This is a genomic window from Pseudomonas marvdashtae, from assembly GCF_014268655.2.
GTDB classification, from domain to species: domain Bacteria; phylum Pseudomonadota; class Gammaproteobacteria; order Pseudomonadales; family Pseudomonadaceae; genus Aquipseudomonas; species Aquipseudomonas marvdashtae.
This window is the reverse complement of sequence record NZ_JABWQX020000003.1, coordinates 109,031-129,638: the sequence shown is the minus strand read 5'-3', so window position 1 is coordinate 129,638 and position 20,608 is coordinate 109,031. Positions and strand designations below refer to the sequence as shown.

20 protein-coding genes are annotated in these 20,608 nt (G+C 60.8%); 12 read left to right on the top strand and 8 right to left on the bottom strand.

The window, feature by feature from the left end:
* The first annotated feature begins 3 nt into the window (after positions 1 to 3).
* The 5 genes from pstA (at position 4) to HU742_RS23465 (ending at position 5,644) form a co-directional block, all read left to right on the top strand.
* Positions 4 to 1,674, top strand: a complete 1,671-nt coding sequence (pstA, locus tag HU742_RS23485; protein WP_186644883.1) for a phosphate ABC transporter permease PstA — start codon at positions 4 to 6, stop codon at positions 1,672 to 1,674.
* A 93-nt stretch (positions 1,675 to 1,767) separates the two neighbouring features.
* On the top strand, positions 1,768 to 2,601 hold the full coding sequence (gene pstB, locus HU742_RS23480; protein ID WP_186633129.1) for a phosphate ABC transporter ATP-binding protein PstB: 834 nt from the start codon (positions 1,768 to 1,770) through the stop codon (positions 2,599 to 2,601).
* A gap of 72 nt (positions 2,602 to 2,673) precedes the next feature.
* Positions 2,674 to 3,435 carry a phosphate signaling complex protein PhoU gene (gene phoU, locus HU742_RS23475; RefSeq protein ID WP_030139132.1) on the top strand — a complete coding sequence of 254 codons (762 nt, stop codon included), beginning with the start codon at positions 2,674 to 2,676 and terminating at the stop codon, positions 3,433 to 3,435.
* Between the two features lie 166 nt (positions 3,436 to 3,601).
* Complete coding sequence (locus HU742_RS23470) at positions 3,602 to 4,555, top strand: response regulator (protein ID WP_186644881.1); 954 nt, start codon at positions 3,602 to 3,604, stop codon at positions 4,553 to 4,555.
* A 192-nt stretch (positions 4,556 to 4,747) separates the two neighbouring features.
* Positions 4,748 to 5,644 carry a peptidoglycan DD-metalloendopeptidase family protein gene (locus HU742_RS23465; RefSeq protein WP_186644879.1) on the top strand — a complete coding sequence of 299 codons (897 nt, stop codon included), beginning with the start codon at positions 4,748 to 4,750 and terminating at the stop codon, positions 5,642 to 5,644.
* Between the two features lie 25 nt (positions 5,645 to 5,669).
* On the opposite strand, the gene HU742_RS23460 is transcribed toward HU742_RS23465, so the two are convergent.
* From HU742_RS23460 to phoB, 3 genes are all read right to left on the bottom strand, one after another.
* Positions 5,670 to 7,010 (bottom strand): hemolysin family protein, encoded by a 1,341-nt coding sequence (locus HU742_RS23460; protein WP_186611377.1) that lies wholly within the window; start codon positions 7,008 to 7,010, stop codon positions 5,670 to 5,672.
* Positions 7,011 to 7,132: 122 nt separating this feature from the next.
* Positions 7,133 to 8,419, bottom strand: coding sequence for a phosphate regulon sensor histidine kinase PhoR (phoR, locus tag HU742_RS23455; RefSeq protein WP_189664485.1), 1,287 nt, complete (start codon positions 8,417 to 8,419; stop codon positions 7,133 to 7,135).
* An 81-nt stretch (positions 8,420 to 8,500) separates the two neighbouring features.
* Positions 8,501 to 9,190 (bottom strand): phosphate regulon transcriptional regulator PhoB, encoded by a 690-nt coding sequence (gene phoB / locus HU742_RS23450; RefSeq protein WP_186633116.1) that lies wholly within the window; start codon positions 9,188 to 9,190, stop codon positions 8,501 to 8,503.
* Positions 9,191 to 9,342: 152 nt separating this feature from the next.
* Between phoB and HU742_RS23445 the strand changes: the two genes are divergently transcribed.
* Positions 9,343 to 9,723: a COG4315 family predicted lipoprotein gene (locus HU742_RS23445; RefSeq protein ID WP_186633114.1), complete on the top strand. Its 381-nt coding sequence runs from the start codon at positions 9,343 to 9,345 to the stop codon at positions 9,721 to 9,723.
* Positions 9,724 to 9,798: 75 nt separating this feature from the next.
* On the opposite strand, the gene ubiA is transcribed toward HU742_RS23445, so the two are convergent.
* Together ubiA and HU742_RS23435 are read right to left on the bottom strand one after the other, a co-directional pair.
* Positions 9,799 to 10,689, bottom strand: a complete 891-nt coding sequence (gene ubiA / locus HU742_RS23440) for a 4-hydroxybenzoate octaprenyltransferase (protein WP_186633111.1) — start codon at positions 10,687 to 10,689, stop codon at positions 9,799 to 9,801.
* A complete protein-coding gene (locus HU742_RS23435) occupies positions 10,689 to 11,252 on the bottom strand; it encodes a chorismate lyase (RefSeq protein WP_186611381.1) in 564 nt (187 codons plus the stop codon). Before HU742_RS23435 ends, ubiA begins: the two co-directional genes overlap by 1 nt.
* Before the next feature lie 176 nt (positions 11,253 to 11,428).
* Between HU742_RS23435 and HU742_RS23430 the strand changes: the two genes are divergently transcribed.
* The 3 genes from HU742_RS23430 to HU742_RS23420 all read left to right on the top strand — a co-directional run bounded on the left by HU742_RS23430 (position 11,429) and on the right by HU742_RS23420 (position 13,235).
* Positions 11,429 to 11,596 carry a rubredoxin gene (locus HU742_RS23430; RefSeq protein WP_003437744.1) on the top strand — a complete coding sequence of 56 codons (168 nt, stop codon included), beginning with the start codon at positions 11,429 to 11,431 and terminating at the stop codon, positions 11,594 to 11,596.
* A gap of 23 nt (positions 11,597 to 11,619) precedes the next feature.
* Positions 11,620 to 12,768 (top strand): NAD(P)/FAD-dependent oxidoreductase, encoded by a 1,149-nt coding sequence (locus HU742_RS23425; protein ID WP_186633108.1) that lies wholly within the window; start codon positions 11,620 to 11,622, stop codon positions 12,766 to 12,768.
* A gap of 191 nt (positions 12,769 to 12,959) precedes the next feature.
* The gene (locus HU742_RS23420) at positions 12,960 to 13,235 is read left to right on the top strand and encodes an HU family DNA-binding protein (protein WP_003213368.1); all 276 of its coding nucleotides are present in this window, start codon (positions 12,960 to 12,962) and stop codon (positions 13,233 to 13,235) included.
* A 181-nt stretch (positions 13,236 to 13,416) separates the two neighbouring features.
* On the opposite strand, the gene HU742_RS23415 is transcribed toward HU742_RS23420, so the two are convergent.
* Both HU742_RS23415 and HU742_RS23410 read right to left on the bottom strand, forming a co-directional pair.
* Positions 13,417 to 14,898: a Fic family protein gene (locus tag HU742_RS23415; protein ID WP_186644877.1), complete on the bottom strand. Its 1,482-nt coding sequence runs from the start codon at positions 14,896 to 14,898 to the stop codon at positions 13,417 to 13,419.
* Between the two features lie 193 nt (positions 14,899 to 15,091).
* Positions 15,092 to 15,454, bottom strand: coding sequence for a DUF6124 family protein (locus HU742_RS23410; RefSeq protein ID WP_186644875.1), 363 nt, complete (start codon positions 15,452 to 15,454; stop codon positions 15,092 to 15,094).
* Positions 15,455 to 16,103: 649 nt separating this feature from the next.
* Between HU742_RS23410 and HU742_RS23405 the strand changes: the two genes are divergently transcribed.
* The 3 genes from HU742_RS23405 to HU742_RS23395 are packed head-to-tail and all read left to right on the top strand — an operon-like array spanning position 16,104 to position 18,389.
* Complete coding sequence (locus HU742_RS23405; protein ID WP_186633096.1) at positions 16,104 to 16,538, top strand: DcrB-related protein; 435 nt, start codon at positions 16,104 to 16,106, stop codon at positions 16,536 to 16,538.
* Between the two features lie 25 nt (positions 16,539 to 16,563).
* Positions 16,564 to 17,859, top strand: a complete 1,296-nt coding sequence (locus HU742_RS23400; RefSeq protein ID WP_186644873.1) for a PAAR domain-containing protein — start codon at positions 16,564 to 16,566, stop codon at positions 17,857 to 17,859.
* Positions 17,856 to 18,389: a hypothetical protein gene (locus HU742_RS23395; protein WP_186633092.1), complete on the top strand. Its 534-nt coding sequence runs from the start codon at positions 17,856 to 17,858 to the stop codon at positions 18,387 to 18,389. The genes HU742_RS23400 and HU742_RS23395 overlap by 4 nt, the downstream gene beginning before the upstream one ends.
* 30 nt (positions 18,390 to 18,419) lie before the next feature.
* Here HU742_RS23395 and HU742_RS23390 read toward each other — a convergent pair whose 3' ends face one another.
* On the bottom strand, positions 18,420 to 20,600 hold the full coding sequence (locus HU742_RS23390; protein ID WP_186644871.1) for a lipase family protein: 2,181 nt from the start codon (positions 20,598 to 20,600) through the stop codon (positions 18,420 to 18,422).
* Positions 20,601 to 20,608: the final 8 nt, after the last annotated feature.

Sequence of the window (20,608 nt, the reverse complement as noted above, 5' to 3'; positions counted from 1 at the left end):
TCTGTGAAACAGAACTCCCTGAAAGGATGGTTCAAGAGCGGCGCCCCGGGCGTCTGGATCAGCGGGGGCGCGGTGTCCATCGCGGTCATCATGACCATTGGCCTGCTGGCGGTAATTGCCGTGCGTGGCCTGGGCCACTTCTGGCCGGCGGACCTGATCCACGCCAGCTACACCGTACCGGGCATGCCTGCGCACCTGGTGGTGGGCGAAGTCGTGCAGAAAGAAGAAGTGCCTCGCGAGCGCCTGAAAAGCGCCGGCCTGCCGGTGCCGAACGAAGGCCCTGAGTTCATGACCCGTGAACTGGTGAAGGTCGGCAACCGCGACCTAAACGGCACCGACTTCACCTGGATCGTCGGCGACTGGCTGACCAACCAGACGACGCCGCCGGAGCTGATGGCCCTTGAACGACGTGAGTGGGGCAACTTTTACGGTTACCTCGTCAACGTCAAGGAACAAGGCAAGGTCATCGCCGAGGGCGAGTCCGCGTGGCCGCAGTTGCAAGCGCGTATCCAACGCGTCAACGAACTGGCCGACGAGCTCAAGACCCTGGAAAAATCCGACATCGGCGCGATCAACGCCGGCCTCGAGCGCATTCGCCTGCACGGTCGCAAACTGGAGCTGGAGGGCAAGCTCGACGCCACCGCACAAGCCGATCTGGAAAGCGAGCGCGCCGAACTCAACGCCCGCTACAAGGACATCGAAGCGCGCCTGGCCGACCTGCACGCGCAGTTCAATCGCGACAGCCTGACGGCCCGCGATGCCAACGGCAAGGAAGTGGAGATCGAAATCGGCAAAGTGGTGCACGCCTACCAGCCAAATGGCATGGGCACGTTCACCAAGATCGGTTTCTACTTCAGCAAGGTCTGGGAATTCCTCAGCGACGACCCTCGTGAAGCCAACACCGAAGGCGGGATCTTCCCGGCAATTTTCGGCACCGTGATGATGACCCTGATCATGGCGATGATCGTCACTCCGTTCGGCGTGCTGGCGGCGGTGTATCTGCGTGAATATGCCCGCCAGGGGCCGATGACCCGCTTGATCCGCATTGCCGTGAACAACCTGGCGGGTGTTCCGGCCATCGTCTACGGCGTGTTCGGCCTGGGCTTCTTCGTCTACGTGCTGGGCGGCTCGGTTGACCGGCTGTTCTTTCCCGAAGCCTTGCCTGCGCCGACTTTCGGCACCCCCGGCTTGCTCTGGGCGTCCCTGACCCTGGCGCTGCTGGCGGTGCCGGTGGTAATCGTCGCCACCGAGGAAGGCCTGGCGCGAATTCCGCGGACCGTTCGCGAGGGTTCCCTGGCTCTTGGCGCGACCAAGGCCGAGACCCTGTGGAAAATCGTCCTGCCGATGGCGAGCCCGGCGATGATGACCGGCATGATCCTCGCCGTGGCCCGCGCCGCCGGCGAAGTAGCGCCGTTGATGCTGGTGGGCGTGGTGAAACTGGCCCCGTCGCTGCCGCTGGACGGCAACTACCCGTACCTGCACCTGGACCAGAAGATCATGCACCTGGGCTTCCATATCTACGACGTTGGCTTCCAGAGCCCGAATGTTGAAGCGGCGCGACCGCTGGTATACGCCACGGCGCTGTTGCTGGTGCTGGTGATCGCCACCTTGAACCTGTCGGCGGTGTGGATCCGTAATCACCTGCGCGAGAAATACAAAGCGTTGGATAGCTAAAAGCATTAGCCACAAGCGGCAAGCTGCAGGCCGCTTTTGCTCAAAACTTGCAGCTTGCAGCTAAAAGCTTGCAGCTACGAACGGAGTGAGACCATGCAACACGAAGCACATACACACGGCATCAACATGTCGGCCCTGGGCCGCGACAAGCAGAGCCTGAACCTGGCTTCGGAAACCGTCGCCATCGAAGTGCCCGGCTTGAACCTGTTCTACGGCCAGAAGCAGGCGCTGTATGACGTCAGCCTGAACATACCGAAACAGCGCGTTACCGCGTTCATCGGCCCGTCGGGCTGCGGCAAGTCGACGTTGCTGCGGACCTTCAACCGCATGAATGACTTGGTGGACGGTTGCCGCGTCGAAGGCGAAATCAATCTCTACGGCAATAACATCTACCGTAAGGGCGAAGACGTCGCCGAGCTGCGTCGCCGGGTGGGCATGGTGTTCCAGAAACCTAACCCGTTCCCGAAGACCATCTATGAGAACGTGGTCTACGGCCTGCGCATCCAGGGCATCAACAAAAAACGCGTGCTCGATGAAGCCGTGGAATGGGCGCTCAAGGGCGCGGCGCTGTGGGATGAGGTCAAGGACCGCCTGCATGAGTCGGCCCTGGGCCTGTCCGGCGGCCAGCAACAACGCCTGGTGATTGCCCGCACCATCGCCGTGGAACCGGAAGTGCTGTTGCTCGACGAACCGTGCTCGGCCCTCGATCCGATCTCGACGCTGAAGGTCGAAGAGCTGATCTATGAGCTCAAGTCCAAGTTCACCATCGTCATCGTGACCCACAACATGCAACAGGCGGCTCGGGTATCCGACTACACCGCGTTCATGTACATGGGCAAGCTGGTGGAATTCGGCGACACCGATACCCTGTTTACCAATCCGGCCATGAAGCAGACCGAGGACTACATCACCGGTCGTTACGGCTAGGACGCCGTGGTTGCTCATTGAATCTACGCTGCGGTCCGCCGCACCTTACCGGACGCTCCAAGGACGCCAAAGATGATTAGTAAAGAAGGCCTCACCCACCACATTTCCGCGCAGTTCAACGCCGAGCTGGAAGAGGTGCGCAGCCACCTGCTGGCCATGGGCGGGCTGGTGGAAAAACAGGTCAATGACGCGGTGACCGCGCTGATCGAGGCCGATTCCGGCCTGGCCCAGCAAGTGCGCGAGATCGACGACCAGATCAACCAGATGGAACGCAACATCGACGAAGAGTGCCTGCGCATCCTGGCCCGTCGTCAACCGGCGGCGTCCGACCTGCGCCTGATCATCAGCATCTCCAAGTCGGTGATCGACCTGGAGCGGATCGGCGACGAAGCCACCAAGATTGCCCGTCGGGCCATCCAGTTGTGCGAAGAAGGCGAAGCGCCACGCGGTTACGTCGAAGTCCGCCATATCGGTGACCAGGTGCGCAACATGGTCCGCGATGCGCTGGACGCCTTCGCCCGTTTCGACGCCGACCTTGCGCTGTCGGTGGCCCAGTACGACAAGATCATCGACCGCGAATACAAGACTGCCCTGCGTGAGCTGGCGACCTACATGATGGAAGACCCGCGCTCCATCTCCCGGGTGTTGAGCATCATCTGGGTGCTGCGTTCCCTGGAGCGTATCGGCGATCATGCGCGCAACATCTCGGAACTGGTGATCTACCTGGTGCGTGGCACCGACGTGCGGCATATGGGGCTCAAGCGGATGAAGGAGGAAGTTGAAGGCACCCCGTCCGAAACCGCTAATGTTCCCGGTGAAACTGACGATAAGTAAGATTGCCAAGAAAAGCGCCCGGCCTTTTGGTCGGGCTTTTTTTTGCGGTTTTTTTAATCAAAAGCAGCACCCCGCGAACGAAAAGTCCCGGCGTGACTGAAGGTTTTTGGCAATATGCCATCAGTAAAGCGGTATGCTTGCCGGGATTTTTTAGAGGTGTATCTGGATGAGTAAGGTCAGTGTGTTGGTCGTGGACGATGCTTCGTTCATTCGTGATTTGGTGAAGAAGTGCCTGCGCAACTACTTCCCAGGCATCCGCATCGAAGACGCGGTGAACGGCAAGAAAGCCCAGGCCCTGCTGGCCCGTGAAGCGTTTGACTTGGTGCTGTGCGACTGGGAAATGCCGGAGATGTCCGGCCTGGAACTGTTGACCTGGTGCCGCCAGCAAGACAACCTCAAGGGCATGCCGTTCGTCATGGTGACCAGCCGTGGCGACAAGGAAAACGTGGTCCAGGCGATCCAGGCCGGCGTTTCCGGCTATGTCAGCAAGCCCTTCACCAACGAGCAACTTCTCACCAAGGTCAAACAGGTGATGCACAAGGCCGGCAAGCTCGAGACCTTGATGAACAGCGCCCCGACCAAGATGAATTCAGCCTTCGGCAATGATTCCCTCAGCGCCCTGACGGGTGGCAAGCCTCCGGTTGCGGCCGTTGCGTCGGCGCCTGCGGTGAATCCTTTTGCCAAGCCAGCCGCCGCCCCGGCTCCCGCAGCCGCTGCCGCTCCGGCCCGTGGTTTGCTCAACAGCCCACCCGTCAAGGCACCGGCCGCCGCCGCTTCGACGACCAACCGTGGCCAAGGCCAGTTGCGCCTGTCCAGCGGCACCCAGCAATGCGTGATCAAGGCCCTGAGCCTCAAGGAAGCGCTGTTGGTGGTCAAACGCACCGACACCCTGCCACAGGTGCTTGAAAGCGCCGTGCTGGACATGGAGCAGGGCGACAACGCCGAAACCGCTCGCCTGAACGGTTACCTGCACGCCATCGTCGCCCACGAACAAACCCCCGACAGCGAGTGGCTGCAACTGACCTTCCGCTTCGTCGACAAAGACCCGCAGAAACTCGACTACATCTCCCGCCTGATCGCCCGCGGCACCGCGCAGAAGCACTTCGTTCCGGGCGCCTGATCCGGCAGCGCAGATCGTTCCCATGCTCCGCGTGGGAGCGTCCTTGGCTGCATTCCCACGCAGAGCGTGGGAACAATCACCAACGGTCATCTGGCCGATCGGCCGTCCAATTTGAAACATCTGTCGACTACGCTGGTCCATCCCAGCTGCTAGTCTGCGTTGCAGGCCCTCATTTCGACAGAATTCTTGCCCATGCTCGTGCCGTTGCTGTTCGCCTGTGGTCTCGTCCTGGCCGTCACCCCGGCCCTGGCCATGACTATCTATAAATCCACCGATGCCAATGGCGTGGTCTCCTACAGCGACCGCCCCAGCAAAGGCTCCCAGGTGTTCGTGTTCCGTGATCGCATGGTCGAGCGCCTGGAGCGGCAGGTGTTTCTCGACATCAAAAAGCAAAAGGGCGCGGACGCGGTGTATGTGCGTAACGACCTGTATGCACCGGTGGAGATCGAATTGAGTTTCGCCGGGCTGCGCAATGTCAGCGGTGCTCCGAGCCGGCCGATTCGCCGTGTGTTGCCGGCGCGCAGCAACCTGCGCCTGGCGCTGCTGACGGCCACTCGGCCCGGAAGGCCGCTGGTGTATACCCCAAGGTTCGAATATTCCCTGGGCGATCCGGCAGGCGCGGCGCAGGCGTATCGCTACCCGTTGCCTTGGCGAGGCGGGCCGTTTCGACTGAGCCAGGGCGCCAACGGCCAATACAGTCACTACGGGCCGAAGAACCGCTACGCCATGGACATCGCCATGCCCGAGGGCACGCCGATCATCGCGGCGCGGGGCGGCGTGGTGGTCAAGACCGAAAACGAGCAGACCGGGCGCGGCACCGACCCGTCCGGCAACTTCGTGCGCGTGCTGCACGATGACGGGACCATGGGCGTCTACCTGCACTTGCAAAAGGGGTCGGTGGGCGTACGAGAAGGGCAACGGGTGTCGGTGGGCACGCCATTGGCTTTATCGGGCAACACCGGCAACAGCTCCGGCCCGCACCTGCACTTCGTGGTGCAGCGCAATACCGGGCTGGGACTGGTGTCGATTCCCTACCAGTTCAACCAACCGGTGGGCGACTTGCCCAACTTTGCGGTGGGCAAGCAATAGCGCCACAAGGGGGGCGCCGGGCCGGTCAATCGAGCATCAACACCTTCGCCAAGATGATCTTCGGCCCTTTCATCTTCTTGATGATGATCCGCAGGCCTTCGACTTCCAGCACTTCTTCCTCTTCCGGCACCCGTTTCAGGGTTTCGTAGACCAACCCTGCCAGGGTTTCCGCCTCGATGTGATCCAGGTCGATTCCAAGCAGGCGCTCGACCTTGAACAACGGCGTGTCGCCGCGTACCAGCAGCTTGCCCGGCTGATAGGCGAGGATGCCGCGCTCGGCCTTGCGGTGTTCGTCCTGGATATCGCCCACCAGCACTTCCAGTACGTCTTCCATGGTCAGGTAGCCGATGATGTTGCCGTCGGCTTCCTCGACCACGGCGAAATGCGAGCCGCCCTTGCGGAACTGCTCCAGCAATTGCGACAGCGGCATGTGCCGCGACACGCGTTCCAGCGGCCGGGTCAGTTCGGCCAGGTTGAACGACTCGGGAATGTGATCCAGGGCCGCCAGTTCCAGCAGCAGGTCCTTGATGTGCAGCAGGCCGACGAACTCCTGGCGCTCGCTGTCGTACACCGGATAACGGCTGAACTTGTGGCGACGGAACATCGCCAGGATTTCCTTGAGCGGTGCGTTGAACTCCAGCGTCACCAGGTCTTCCCGGGAGTTGGCCCAGTCCACGACTTCCAGTTCGCCCATTTCCACGGCGGAGGCGAGCACGCGCATGCCTTGGTCGCTCGGGTCCTGGCCGCGGCTGGAGTGCAGGATCAGCTTCAGCTCCTCGCGACTGTAATGGTGTTCGTGATGCGGGCCGGGCTCGCCTTGGCCGGCGATGCGCAGGATGGCGTTGGCGCTGGCGTTGAGCAGGTAGATTGCCGGGTACATCGCCCAGTAGAACAGGTACAGCGGCACAGCCGTCCACAGCGACAGCAGCTCGGGTTTGCGGATCGCCCATGACTTGGGCGCCAGTTCACCGACCACGATGTGCAAATAGGAAATGATGAAGAACGCGGTGAAGAACGACACACCCTTGATCACTTCCGGCGACTGGACGCCGACCGCGCCCAACAACGGCTCGAGAATGTGTGCGAACGCCGGTTCGCCGACCCAGCCCAGGCCCAGCGAAGCCAGGGTGATACCCAGTTGGCAGGCTGACAGGTAGGCATCTAGCTGGCTATGGACGGTGCGCAGGATGTGCCCGCGCCAGCCGTTCTGCTCAGCGATGGCCTCGACCCGGGTCGAGCGCAGCTTGACCATGGCGAATTCAGCCGCAACGAAAAATCCGTTGAGCAGGACCAGGATCAGAGCAAAAAGAATCATGCCGAATTCGGCGAAGAGTGTAGCGAGGGACAAGCCAGGGGAAGGGTCCATGATGGAGTTTTGCAGGTTCCGTATGTTCGTATGAGTGAAAATCAGTGCCTGAAAAGGCAGGCACAAGTCAGCCAATGTAGCGGCTGACCCGGCGATTGCCTAGTGGGGAGCGCTGGCCGGTGTCACTCGTCGTGGCTGGGGAGGCGTCCGCGAACCACCTGCGCCGGGGCGAAGTGGCAGGTAAACGTGCTGCCATGGCCCGGCACGCTGCTGATTTCCATGCGTGCGCGATGACGCAGCAAGACGTGTTTGACGATCGCCAGCCCCAGCCCGGTGCCCCCGGTGTTGGAGTTGCGGCTGGAATCGACCCGGTAGAATCGTTCGGTCAGGCGCGGCAGATGCTTGCTGTCGATGCCGATGCCTGAGTCGCGCACGCTCAGGTGCGCGCCTTGTTCATCGCCCCACCAGCGGACCTGGATTCGCCCCTGTTCCGGCGTGTATTTGACTGCGTTGAACACGAGGTTGGAAAAAGCGCTGCGCAATTCCGCCTCGCTGCCCTTGAGCTGCACGGTCGGGTCGGCTTCCAGGGTGATAGCCTGCTGCTTGGGGCCGGATAACTCCTGCGCGTCCTCCACAATGATTTGCAGCAACTCCTCGATGGCCACGGGCTGGTTGTCCGACGGGTAATCGGTGGCTTCCAGCTTCGCCAGCAGCAGCAAGTCGTTGAGCAAGGTCTGCATGCGCCCGCCTTGCTGCTGCATTTGTTGCAGTGCGCGGCTCCAGCGTGGGTTCACCTCCTCGACGTTATCGAGCAGGGTTTCCAGATAACCGCAGATCACCGTCAACGGCGTGCGCAGCTCATGGGACACGTTGGCAATAAAGTCCTTACGCATCTGTTCCAACTGATGAATGCGCGTCACGTCCCGCACCAGCATCAAATGCTCGTTGTTGCCGTAGCGGGTGATATACAGCTGGATGCGCAGGCGATCGTTGGTCGGCGAGGGAATTTCCAACGGCTCGGCGTAGTTGTCCTGTTCGAAGTATTCCTTGAAGCGTGGATGACGCACCAGGTTGGTCACTGGCTGGCCGCTGTCCTGTGGTGTCTTGAGGCCCAGCAGGGTTTCGGCGGCGCGGTTCCACCATTCCAGGTTGCCGTCGCTGTCGAGCATGATCACCGCGTCTTTCAGCGCGGCTGTAGATTCCTGGACGCGGTCGATCACCGCTTGCAGGCGCCCGCGCACGCGTTGGTCGCGCCGTTGCAGGTGATAGATGCTGTCGAACACTTCGCCCCACAGGCCGTAGCCGTCGGGCGGGGCCTCGTCGGGCTGGTGCAGGCGCAGCCACTCGTGCAGGCGCAGCAACTGCTTGAGGGTCCAGGCCAGGTAAAGCGCCAGGCCCACGGCCAGGCTCCAGCCGTAATAACCTGTGATCAGGCCGATCAACAGGCAACCGGTCACCAGCAACAACATGTGGCGGATCAGGGTGCCATGCCAGTTTTGATTCACGTGAACGCGCGTCCTTGTCAGCTTGTCGGGCGGTAAGGGCTCGGATCAGGCCTTTGTCGAAAAACGATAACCGGTGCCACGCACGGTTTGTACCAGATTCTCGTAGGCCTCGCCGAGGGCTTTGCGCAGCCGTCGGATGTGTACGTCCACGGTGCGCTCCTCGACATACACATTGCCGCCCCAAACCTGGTCCAGCAGTTGGCCGCGGGTGTAGGCGCGCTCCTGGTGGGTCATGAAGAATTGCAGCAGGCGGTATTCGGTCGGGCCCATCTCGGCGGGCTTGCCGTCGATGGTCACGCGGTGGCTGATCGGGTCGAGCAGCAGGCCACCGACTTCGATCGGCGCTTCGCCATCGGTCGGACCGGCACGCCGCAGCACGGCCTTGAGGCGCGCCACCAGCTCACGTGGGGAAAAAGGTTTGGTGATGTAATCGTCGGCGCCGACTTCAAGACCCTGGATCTTGTTGTCCTCTTCACCCTTGGCGGTGAGCATGATGATCGGGATATCACCGGTCAGCTCATCACGCTTGAGGCGCCGCGCCAGCTCGATGCCAGACGTGCCGGGAAGCATCCAGTCCAGCAAGATCAGGTCGGGCTTGCGGTCGACGATGATGGCGTGGGCCTGTTGAGAGTTTTCTGCTTCCATGCAGTCATAGCCGGCCATCTCCAACGCAACGGCAATCATCTCGCGGATGGGCGCCTCGTCGTCGACGATCAGAATGCTCCTGCCAACCATGGGGTAATCCTCTTGTCATTTAACTGTCTTGCGCCGCATTAGATAACGGAATTATTGCAGTCGTGTGACAGTTATTTCCTTGAGCGGCAGCGAAGGGGATCCTGGTCTACGCTTTTCAGTCCGAATCCTGACAACCACAAAGGAAGGTTTCCATGGCTTATTACACTCAATCCATCAAGGCGCTGGGGCTGGTGGCTGCGCTGATGTTGCCGGCGGTGGCGCTTGCGGCTGGCGAACCGGCAATGGTCAAGGGTGACGTGCTGGTCGATCACAAGGGCATGACCCTGTACACCTATGACAAGGACGACGACAGCAAATCAATGTGCAACGACAAATGCGCCGAGAATTGGCCACCGCTCAAGGCCGAAAGCACCGCCACTCCGTCAGGGGAATGGACCGTGATCACTCGCGACGACGGGGCCTCGCAGTGGGCCTATGACGGCGACCCGCTGTACACCTTCGTCGGCGACAAGAAGGCCGGCGACAAGACGGGCGACGGCAAGGGTGGCGTCTGGAAAATAGCCAAGCCCTGACTGGTCCGAACCGCTTTCGTGGCGAGGGAGCAAGCTCCCTCGCCACAGGTTCAGCGTGCGCCGAGTTGGCGTGATTCAGCGCAACCCGTAATCCAGCACAATCCCGACGAAAATCGCCAATCCGGCCCAATGGTTGTGCAAAAAAGCCTTGAAGCAGCGCATCCGGTCCTTGCCACGGGTGTACCAGAACTCCCAGGCAAAGCAGGCGGCAGCGGCCACCAGGCCCAGATGGAACCAGCCGCCCAGCTTGAATTGAGACCCAGCCAGCAACAGACAGCCGAGCGCCAGGCCTTGCAGCGTCAGAATGATCGCCCGGTCGGCATCGCCAAACAGGATGGCCGTGGACTTCACGCCGATCTTCAGGTCATCGTCCCGGTCGGTCATTGCGTAGTACGTGTCGTAGCCCACCGTCCACAGCAGGTTGGCGATGTACAGCAACCACGCGGCGGCCGGCAGATGGCCGGTTTCGGCGGTGAACGCCATCGGCATGCCCCAGGAAAACGCCGCGCCCAAAACCACTTGCGGGTAATAGGTGTAGCGCTTCATGAACGGATAACTGAACGCCAGCGCCAAGCCGCCCAAGGACAGCAGAATCGTCGGCGCATTGGTGCACAGCACCAGCAGGAAGCTCACGCCCATCAGCACCGCGAAGAACACCAGCGCTTCTTTGGAACTGATCTTGCCGCTCACCAGCGGACGCTGTTCGGTGCGTTTGACGTGGCCGTCCACCTTGCGGTCGGCCCAGTCGTTGATCACGCAACCGCCGGCGCGGGTCAGCACCACGCCGAGCACGAAAATCACGATGTTGGCCAGGGAAGGGGAGCCTTCGCCGGCAATCCACAACGCCCACAACGTTGGCCACAGCAGCAGATAGATGCCGATGGGCTTGTCCATGCGGGTCAGTTGCACGAAGTCCCAGGCCCGCGGGTTCAGGCGGTTCAAGGATTTGAGCAATTGCACGTACATCAGCAGTTCTCCGAATAGGCGCGCGCAACGGTCCACAGGCGCGGCAGGAAAATTTCCGCCACCAGCACGCTCAGCGTACCGCGATCGAAACGCGAGCGACGGCCCCACAGCGCGCTGGCGCGAACCTCGGGCGGCAACCATTCGCTGGGGTAGTGACACACCTCGATAGCCCGGCGCTGAAACGCCTGGTCGCAAAACAGCAGCTCGCCGAGGGAGCGGCTACCGAGTTCGTCCATTTGCAAACCGTCGCCCTGCAAGGCGCTGCGCGCCGCCACGCTACGGGCGAATACCCAAGGCTCGCCGTGGCCGCGCAGGTACACCTCGCGCACCCAACCCTCGCTGCCCTCGGCCAGATCCAGCGCGGCACATTCGTCGGCGCGCAACGGCTGCCAGCCCTCGAACAACGGCGTCACGCTGAAATGCTCGTCCGACAGGCCGGTCAGGCGTCGGGTCAGGGATCCGTCGTCGAACAGCCAGTCCAGCACGCAGGCATCTGGACGGGGCGACAGCAGGTGCTGGGGCAGCCATTGGAGTGTAGGAAATATAGAATTCGTCGGCGGCACAGAGGTCTTGATTGGCAGCAAATGAGGCCGCGAGCTTACCATGTCGGTCGGTGATTTTGCCTGAGCGAACCCGCCGCCGCGCGGATCCTGCTTGCATCTGTTGCGAACGATCAGTACAAAACCGCCCTGAGCCGGAAAATACCGGCCAAGGCCTGACATCTTGAGGAAGTATTGGAATGAAGAAGTGGCAATGTATCGTCTGCGGCCTGATCTATAACGAAGCTGACGGCTGGCCGGACGATGGCATCGCGCCCGGCACTCTGTGGCAAGACGTACCAGAAGATTGGCTGTGCCCGGACTGCGGCGTCGGCAAAATGGATTTCGAAATGATCGAAATCAACTGATCGTTTCTCAAGTGGAGAGCAACATGAGCGCACCTGTCGTCATCGTCGGTACCGGCCTGGCTGGCTACAACCTGGCCCGTGAGTTTCGCAAGCTCGACAGCGAAACCCCGTTGCTGCTGATTACCGCGGACGATGGTCGTTCCTACTCCAAGCCGATGCTCTCCACGGGCTTTGGCAAGAACAAAGACGCCGACGGCCTGAGCATGGCCGAGCCAGGCGCCATGGCCGAGCAGCTCAAGGCTGAGGTTCGCACCCACACGCGCATCAGCGGCATCGACCCGGGCCACAAGCGCCTGTGGATCGGCGAAGAAGCGGTGAGTTATCGCGACCTGGTCCTGGCCTGGGGCGCCGAAACCGTGCGCGTGCCCGTACAGGGCGACGCGGCGGACTTGATCTTCCCCATCAACGACCTCGAAGACTACGCCCGCTTTCGGGCCGCCGCCGCTGGCAAGCGCCGGGTGCTACTGCTCGGCGCCGGCCTGATCGGCTGCGAATTCGCCAACGACCTGATCCTGGGCGGCTACGAAGTGCAGCTGGTAGCGCCATGCGAGCAAGTCATGCCGACGCTGTTGCACCCAGCCGCCGCCGCAGCGGTACAGGCCGGACTGGAAAGCCTTGGCGCGCGTTTCTACCTGGGGCCGGTGCTCAATCGCCTGCAACGGGTGGCCGACGGATTGGAGGCGCACCTGTCGGACGGCCAAGTGATCGCCTGCGATCTCGTGGTCTCGGCCATCGGCCTGCGCCCACGCATCGACCTGGCGGCGGCCGCCGGGCTGGTGATCAATCGCGGCGTGGTGGTTGATCGTCACCTGAAAACGTCTCACGCCAATATCTACGCCCTGGGCGACTGCGCCGAAGTCGATGGCCTGAACCTGCTCTACGTCATGCCCCTGATGAGCTGCGCTCGCGCCCTGGCCCAAACCCTGACCGGCAACCCGACGGCCGTCAGCTACGGCGCCATGCCGATTACCGTGAAGACGCCGGTGTGCCCGCTGGTGGTTTCTCCGCCGCCACGGGGCAGCGAAGGCGTGTGGAGCGTCGAAGGGCAGGGCGCCGACATCAAGGTCTTGTGCCGCGACGCCCAAGGCAACCTGCTGGGTTATGCCCTGACGGGCGCGGCAGTAATGGAGAAACTGGCGCTGAACAAGCAGCTTCCGGCCCTGCTGGCGTAAATGCCGGTCGTTCTGTCGGGTATACCCTGCTTTTGACGCGACAAAGGCCCGCCGGACACTGGCGCCGGTTGCGGCCCCGTGCCATCCTCACTCCCGTCTGCCGCAGAGTAGAGCCTGCGGCGCCTTAGGGGCTGTTCCGAAGAGAACAGCACGGACATAACAACAAAAAAACCGTCAAAGGGGCTTCATTCATGCGTAAACCAGAACTCGCTGCCGCTATCGCGGAAAAAGCGGACCTCACCAAAGAACAAGCCAACCGCGTCCTCAACGCCGTCCTCGAAGAAATCACCGGCGCCCTGCACCGCAAAGACAGCGTCACGCTCGTCGGCTTCGGCACCTTCCTGCAACGCCACCGCGGCGCCCGCACCGGCAAGAACCCACAAACCGGCGAGCCAGTGAAGATCAAGGCCAGCAACACCGTTGCGTTCAAGCCAGGCAAGTCGTTGAAGGACAGCGTTAACCCGTAATTGCGGCGAGTACCTCGGTCGAGGGAAGAAAGCGGCGACAAAAAAGAGCACATCGACGAGTCGGGGTGCTCTTTTTTTATGGCCAATGTCACGGTTTCGGCCAGTCATATTATTGCCCGATAGACTTTGAGGGTTTCGGCTGTTGATTTCCGAGCCCCCCCGCACGAACTGTGCTGGTCTGCTAGGGCTGCTGCTCGTCAAGCAGTGATCGCGCTACTTCCTCGATGTAATCAAACACTTCTGTCGGAACCGAATACTGATACTGCTTGCGACGATTGTTTGAAACAGTGCCGTTATTAGTCAGACACATCATTATGAGGTTCGCGAGATCGCTTCCACGAACGTCATAAGCCGCGTTAACCGCATGAACGATTCGGTCGTAGTTTTCAAGGAAAACCGTCTCCTCGCGAAGCTCGACTTCGATGGCTCGCTTCGCCATCTCTAAGGTGAAACGGACACCGGGCGTGGCATCCCAGAAGCGGTAGATGGTCGAATCCCCGGTAAATTCGAATGTGAATCGACCATGGTCGATCCACCGAACATCCCAAAACTCTCGAGCCGGTCGGGAGAATTGCTCCAGCGTTTGCAGATACTGTCTTTCTTCACGTTTCATTGCCACAGAAACGGGTAGGAGTAGTCCGTTTTCCAGGGCGTCGGCGCGGCACAGCGTATGGTGAATCAGGAATCGAGAAAGGCGGCCGTTCCCGTCCATAAACGGATGGATGAAGACGAAACCGAATGAAATGATGCCTGCGGCTACCAAGGGATCAATACGCGCGGGGGCGTCGTTACCCAACTCCATCAACTGTTCCATCAATTCCCTACAGAGATCGGGCCCAGGTGGGATGTAAGTGACTCCCGCCGCTCCTTGGAGTGGACCCGCCAGATGGTTCTGCGAGTGGCGAAATGCTGCTGCCATGTCGAACGGGTTCGAAATCGTCGCGTTTTGAAGGTGAACCAGATAATCCTCGCTCAGTGGAATACCTTCGTGGGCCTGTCGCAGCAGTTGAATGAACTTGCGCGCCTTGTCCTCGCTTGGCGACTCTTTCTCTATGGCAAAGGAATCCTTGGTTTCGTGTAGATACGCCCAGTTGATGGTTCGATCCATCATCTCAGACGGCAAGCTTTGGATGAACTTCTGAGCGCGAGCCAGGATGTCATGCTCCAAGAGGGCAACAATCTCTGGGGTACGCTCAACTGTAGCGCAATAGGCTAGCGTCCCAATACCGTTGAACTCCACCCGCCAGCGAGAGTTACGCTCCCCGGGCATCGTCACGTAAAGCTGCGGATCGAACAATGGAACGAATGTCCCGCGGACCGGCATATGTTGCCTCAGATCTTCACCCGTGAAGGCTTCACGCAGGAAGCAGGCTTTGCGGATGTAAATGCCATTTGGGGCTTTTTGGAGCTCAGCCTCCAGGGCCGCAGCGGGAATCTGGGGAAGAGTTTGGGCCAATATGGCGAGATTGATCCCCTCGTGCTTAAGCGCGAAAAGCAAATGGCCAAGGAGGTCATCTGGTAAGGGGGCTGTATTGGGTGGTATAGCCAATGTCTCTCCGATCCGTTTTATCCTGGTGACTGGCTGTACCTTTGCCGGTCGGCGCAGCGGGAAGACTGATAGCTTTAAAGATTCCCGAAGCCAGGCGTATCCAACAAAGTTCATGGCGCAAATCCTTTATTTGTAACCCCTGGGTTCAGAATTATTTGAGCAGGCTTAGAAAATCTTGATTTAGCGTAAGTATGCGGTTTTTTTCTTAACTCATCAGCATCCCGGATGGAAGGAATGTTGCGAGCCTTGAGAGACGGCATGAAAACAGCCATGGAGGCCTGTTCCCATGCCTCCAAGCCTCCAATTACTAGCGCGGATCGACGTTGTTCAACACTCGGTTCGCCAGTAACGAACTCAGCTCGATCAGTTGCTGGATGCCTAGGAGAAAGTGGCGGTGCGCGCCATCCAGGTCAAAGGCCAGGGTGCTGACCATCGCATCAGCGGAGGCCAGGGTTTCGCTGAGGTTGGCCAGCAGGCATTCGTTGTCCATGTCTTTTACGACGGTGAACAGCTGGCCGGGTTGAGGGGGTTCTTCGGGCTTTTCCGGTTTGGGCGCCAGGTAATAATCCAGCGCGCGCTTGGCGGCTTCGTCGAGTTTCTTGGCGTTGAGGCCGTCGAGGTACGGAGAGTTGGGATCTGCTGCTGGAGGATTCGGAGTTATTTTGAACATCGTTACGCTACCTCTGATTTAGTAGGCCGCAACCGTCTCGCTACTAAACGAAAGGAGGCAGCTGTGCGCAAGTTAGTAGACCGGTAGAGGCAACGGAACCCGGCGCGCCCGAAGGCGCCTTGCGCACAACCACCATCGAGTGCAGGCAATGCCTGACTGATGAGACTCATGCAGCCGTTGCTATTACCGGGCTACTAAACCCGACCACTGATGGGCAGTGGCAGGAAGACGATAGGCCCCCGGGGGCAAGGCGCACAAGCCGGCGGATTCTGGCGTAGTTGTAGGCAAAGGCGCAAGGATGCGTAGCTTGGCGGAAGAGGGAGACTCAGGATGAATTTTGTTCTGACGGATGTCCCCGATTCGTGGCGAGGGAGCTTGCTCCCGCTCGGCGGCGCAGCCGTCGTAGGCCGGTTGATGCGGGTTTGTCTGTAGGAACGCGCCGGGCCTTTTTGGGGCGGCTTTGCCACCCAGCGGGAGCAAGCTCCCTCGCCACGGATCGGGGGCGGCTGGTGGAACTCGGGCGGCAAAATTGAGACCGGCGTCATGGCCTCGAAAACGGCCTCTTCAGGCACCTTGATTGTTACCATCCATTGCTTGAAGATCTGCCGCTCGTTCAAGCCTCCCTCTTGCCTGGAAAACGACCCGGATCATGACGCTCTATCGCCTCCACGAAGCCGATCTCGACATCCCTGACACCTGGCAGGACCAGAGCATCAACATCTTCAAGTTGCCTGCCGTCGGCGGCGCCAAGGAAGCCAGTTTCGTCATCAGTCGCGACCCGAGCCGAGGCGATACGCCGTTCAACGATTATGTCGATCAACAACTGGCGAGTGCCGAGCAGCAACTGCCTGGGTTCAAGCTGATCAAGCGTTGGGATTTTTTCCTCCACGAACATGCCGCCGTGCTGCTCGATTACACCTGGCAGCGCGAAGGGCGCGAGTTGATGCTGCGCCAAGTGTTCATCGATCGCCAACCCATAGGGCTGATCACCACGTTGACCACGACGCCGGGTGATCTGGTGCACCACGAACCCGCCTGGAAAGCCGCCATGCACTCCTTCAAGGTTTTGTCCGCGACCGCCTGATCAATCTCCGGAAGACCCTAACGCAATGGATATGCTGGCCGCTGCGCGCCTCGGCGACGAAATAGCCCACGGTTTCGGTGTCGCCGCGATGGTGGCGGGCGCCGTTGCCGGTGCGTTGATCGGCGCGGCGGTGGTAGCGGCCACGGTCGCGACCGGGGGCGTGGCGCTGGCGATCATGGCGGGCTCGATTGCCGCCGGCGGCTTGTCGATGTTCCAGATACTCAAAGGCCTGAACACCATATTCAACTTGCCCGAGCCCACGACGGGCGCGTTGATCATGGGCAGCCTCAACGTCCACATCAACCGGCGCAACGCCATGCGCGCCGGCATCGACGTGTCGGCGGGGTGTACGGGCCTGCCGATGAACCATCCGATCTGGCCGTTCCCGGTGCTGATCGCCGAGGGCAGCGCCACCGTCTATATCAACGGCAAGCCAGCGGCGCGCTTGCAGAGCAAAATGGTCTGCGGCGCCCACATCAAGACCGGCAGCCCCAATACGTTTATTGGCGGGCCGACGATCTCGGTTGCGTTTGTCCTCGACATCGAAGGGTGGCTGCACACCGGCCTCGAAGCCTTGGGGCTGGTGGCCATGGGCGCGGCGGCCGTACTGGCGGCGATGGCCGGCGCGGCGGCGTTTGCAGGCTTCGTGGTGATTGGCGGCGCCATGATGGGCGGCATGGCCTTGCTGGGCGATTTGGGTGATCGCCTCGGGCCGGGTTATCGCGACTTGCTCCAAGGCATCGCGGGTATGGCCCTGCTGGGGCTGGGGCCGAAGATGGCCCGCCTCGGCGCAGCGCCCAAACCTCGCGTCGCGGCGTACAAGCCGGGCACCACCGACGCCGATATCATGGCGATTCCCAAGGGCAGTCGGCCGCCGCCGAGCGACTACCTTGAAGGCCCGTATATCGACAAGCACCTCAAGACCTTCGAGGACGAGGGCGGCAGTTTCCTCTTCACCGCCGACGACATCGCCAACCCGAAATATGGTTCGTTCAACCCGAACAAATTCGTCATGGCAAAATCCGACCTCAGCGCCGTGGTGACCGAATACAAGAAAACCGGTGACGTTTCGGTGCTGGAGTCAGCCCTGGGGTACGATCCGGGGTCGCTGGTCGGCAAGGACATCTACATGATGAGCCTGGACAAACCCAAGGTGCTGATGCCTACCGGTAACGAAGGCGGCGTGAACTCGCTCTGGCGCCCCGGTGGCCTGACCCATCCGGGCGGCATGCGCGAAGCGGTGCTGGACAACGTACCGATCTTCCACGGCAATGACATCAACGCACTGATGAAGGCCCAAGACGTTGTGAGAATCCCATGAGTAATCCGCAAGACAACGTGCTGCTGTTGGCGCTGGCCAATGACGAGTTGGACAAATTCCTGGTGGGCGAGCCGTTCTACTTTCTCGAAGCCAAGACTGACAACGACGAGCCACAAAACGTCGTGGCCGCGTTCGACCAACTGATCATGCCGCACTGGCGCCAGACCCACGACGCGACGTTTCCCCCGCGTTTCGTGGCAGCCCTGCTGACGATGCTGGCGACGTACCCAGACCGCACGCGGGCGATCTACATCGCCGCCGACTGGGTCTGGTATTACCGTTTCTGCCAGGACAAACAGCGCCAGCAGCCGCTCGGCCCGTATGGCGATCTGTTCGACGTGGACATGGGCAGCGTCGCCGTAGCGCTCAAGCGACTGCTGGAAAACCACAAGGCTGAACTGGTCGCCGACACCCGCTGGGCCGGCGCGGCGTGGAACAGCCCGGACGGCATGTGGACGCCGCTGATGCGTTCGGCGGTGATGGTGCGGGACAAGTTGGGTGGGCCGGATTTTGTGCCGGGGAATATTTGACTCGTTGCGTTGCTGTGGTTTGGTTCGCGGTCAAATAATCGAATCAAGATCCAGCGTGTAGGGCTTGCCGATGACATACCCGTGGGCGCCGTTGATCAATTCAGTCTCGGCGTCCGCGGTGGGTGCGATGGCCAGTTGTTCGGCCACGCGGTTCTCAGGATGCGCTTGCCAGCGGGCCAGGTTCTGCGCCAACGGGTCGGGGTTTTCCGACAGGCTTCCGTAAACATCTTTTGGGTTGACCGGCAAGGTACTCAGTGCCGTCAGGCGCGCGTGCGTGGCTTGTACCTTGTCGACTTCGCGACTGAGCGCTTCGATGATCGGTTGGTGGGCGCGCACGTAGGCATCGGGGCGTGCCAATATATGGCGGCGTTCGTTGCGCAACTGCTGGGTCACCTGCGCCAGGGATTGTTCTATGCGCTCATACTCACGCGGTGTCACCAGAGAGCCGCCGGATTCTTGCGCTTCTTGCCAACGGCGCAAGGTCGCCCAGCATGCCGGGACATAGCTGGAAGTCATGAGGTGGTTGCCGGCCTGGAAAAGTTGGGCCAGGACACCCGGACGGTCCGGCAAGCCATGCCTGTGCTGCAAGGCAATCTCACAGGCGGCATGCTGCGTGAGGGTGTCGCATCCTGGCGTCCAAAGGATCGACGACCGCTCCCGACGACTGAACTCCACGGGCAGAAAATGCCGCAAGGTGCCGTGGTGTCCGTAGGGCTCGCCCGTCCAGTTGTAGATGCCCGCCACGAACACCGAGAAGCCGGCCGGTACGTTGACGAACGTCAGTGCCAGGCCTGTGCCATAGACGCTCGTCTTGGTGTCCATCCAACTGCCCGGTACGCTGGGTATCGGGTCGTTGTGATTGACCATGCGGTAGTGCACCAGGGGCTCGGCGTTCTTGACGAAGGAGGCATCGGCGGCGCGAGGGGCGCCGTAGGTGTAGAGCTGGATGTTGAAGCGTTCCGGTCTCAGCCGTAGCATTTCCGCGAGCAGCAAGGCCACTGCGCCGCCCAGGCTATGGCCGCAGATCAATAGCTTCTGGCCGGCATAGAACCGGTCCAGATAATCGGTTACAAAAGCCGTCGATTTTTTGGCTGCCCCATAAAACCCTCGGTGGACCTTACCGAGACCTTCTTCAAATGGGACCTGGAGCGCATCGGCGTCACGCAGGCCATCGGCGAGCATTTGTGCAGTGCCGCGCACCGCAATCAGGATCACTTCATCGTTGTGAGTGATGAAGGCCTGGGTGTCGGTGCTTTCTTCAGTTGCAGTGTCATCGAGAAAATGGATCTTGGCGGGGTGCTCCTGCTTCGTTCCCAATTCCGGATTGTTCACCGGGTAAAGAGCGGGATCGAACGGTACGATTTCCAACCGCTTGGAGTAGGGCACGTCTTCATACAGGGGGTAATAGGGTTTTGTTTGCCCCGGGTCGACCCTCCAGAGTTCCTCGCACTTGGCCAGCGCATCACCGAACCAGTTCCCCACGCTCGGTTGTTCAGGGAAGCTCACCGGCGTGTTTATCGGCGCCGCACCCGGTTGCTGGCCGAAGGGGCAATAACTCAAGGTCGCCATGAGCGCCAACTGGTACAGGTTGAGCGCACAGAACTCCGGGTCGCTGGACAGCATGGGCCGCAAGGCCCGCAGCGGGCGTACTTCCAGCACGGTATGTCCTTGAGGCATCAACGCCACGCCAACCGTGCCAAACTCACCCATGAGCTGTGTCGGGACTTGGTTGGGCGGGTAATGCCGGTAGACCTGCGGCGGCAGGTGGGTGACATGCTTGACCAGGTCGCGTACCTCCACCTGAAAGAACTGACCGGCGCAGGCTTGGGCGGGGATTTCTCGGGTGCGGGTGGCGTTATCGTTCAGGTAGCGGGTTTTCTCGGCGCGGACTTGGAGTTCGGTGATTTTGAGTGGATAGCTGTCTCTGCCCTGGAGCCCTATGTATAGCTGCTCCTGGCCTTGGTATTCATCATCCAAGGTCAAGGCGATCGGTCCGGCGAAGTGATTGTCAACTTTGCCCACGCCCGAGGCATCAAGATTGCCGCGGTACGTCTGCCCTTCCGAATCGGTGACGACATAGGCCAGCCATGCGTAAGGCTCGCCCGCGCCGGATTCATCCACCAATTGAAAGCTGGTCCATTTGCCTGCAACGGGGCAAGCGAAAATACGACTGCTCAGGCGGGACTCCAATTCCGTTTTAGACAGTGTCATGCAATAAC

Bases quoted from the DNA above. Each gene is read 5' to 3' on its own strand.
- phoU (WP_030139132.1), top strand. From the start codon at position 2,674: ATGATTAGTAAAGAAGGCCTCACCCACCACATTTCCGCGCAGTTCAAC.
- HU742_RS23395 (WP_186633092.1), top strand. From the start codon at position 17,856: ATGAGTAATCCGCAAGACAACGTGCTGCTGTTGGCGCTGGCCAATGAC.
- HU742_RS23405 (WP_186633096.1), top strand. From the start codon at position 16,104: ATGACGCTCTATCGCCTCCACGAAGCCGATCTCGACATCCCTGACACC.
- phoB (WP_186633116.1), bottom strand. From the start codon at position 9,190: ATGGTTGGCAGGAGCATTCTGATCGTCGACGACGAGGCGCCCATCCGC.
- HU742_RS23400 (WP_186644873.1), top strand. From the start codon at position 16,564: ATGGATATGCTGGCCGCTGCGCGCCTCGGCGACGAAATAGCCCACGGT.
- HU742_RS23415 (WP_186644877.1), bottom strand. From the start codon at position 14,898: ATGAACTTTGTTGGATACGCCTGGCTTCGGGAATCTTTAAAGCTATCA.
- HU742_RS23445 (WP_186633114.1), top strand. From the start codon at position 9,343: ATGGCTTATTACACTCAATCCATCAAGGCGCTGGGGCTGGTGGCTGCG.
- HU742_RS23430 (WP_003437744.1), top strand. From the start codon at position 11,429: ATGAAGAAGTGGCAATGTATCGTCTGCGGCCTGATCTATAACGAAGCT.
- HU742_RS23460 (WP_186611377.1), bottom strand. From the start codon at position 7,010: ATGGACCCTTCCCCTGGCTTGTCCCTCGCTACACTCTTCGCCGAATTC.
- phoR (WP_189664485.1), bottom strand. From the start codon at position 8,419: ATGTTGTTGCTGGTGACCGGTTGCCTGTTGATCGGCCTGATCACAGGT.
- ubiA (WP_186633111.1), bottom strand. From the start codon at position 10,689: ATGTACGTGCAATTGCTCAAATCCTTGAACCGCCTGAACCCGCGGGCC.
- HU742_RS23470 (WP_186644881.1), top strand. From the start codon at position 3,602: ATGAGTAAGGTCAGTGTGTTGGTCGTGGACGATGCTTCGTTCATTCGT.
- HU742_RS23410 (WP_186644875.1), bottom strand. From the start codon at position 15,454: ATGTTCAAAATAACTCCGAATCCTCCAGCAGCAGATCCCAACTCTCCG.
- HU742_RS23420 (WP_003213368.1), top strand. From the start codon at position 12,960: ATGCGTAAACCAGAACTCGCTGCCGCTATCGCGGAAAAAGCGGACCTC.
- HU742_RS23465 (WP_186644879.1), top strand. From the start codon at position 4,748: ATGCTCGTGCCGTTGCTGTTCGCCTGTGGTCTCGTCCTGGCCGTCACC.
- HU742_RS23390 (WP_186644871.1), bottom strand. From the start codon at position 20,600: ATGACACTGTCTAAAACGGAATTGGAGTCCCGCCTGAGCAGTCGTATT.
- pstB (WP_186633129.1), top strand. From the start codon at position 1,768: ATGCAACACGAAGCACATACACACGGCATCAACATGTCGGCCCTGGGC.
- HU742_RS23425 (WP_186633108.1), top strand. From the start codon at position 11,620: ATGAGCGCACCTGTCGTCATCGTCGGTACCGGCCTGGCTGGCTACAAC.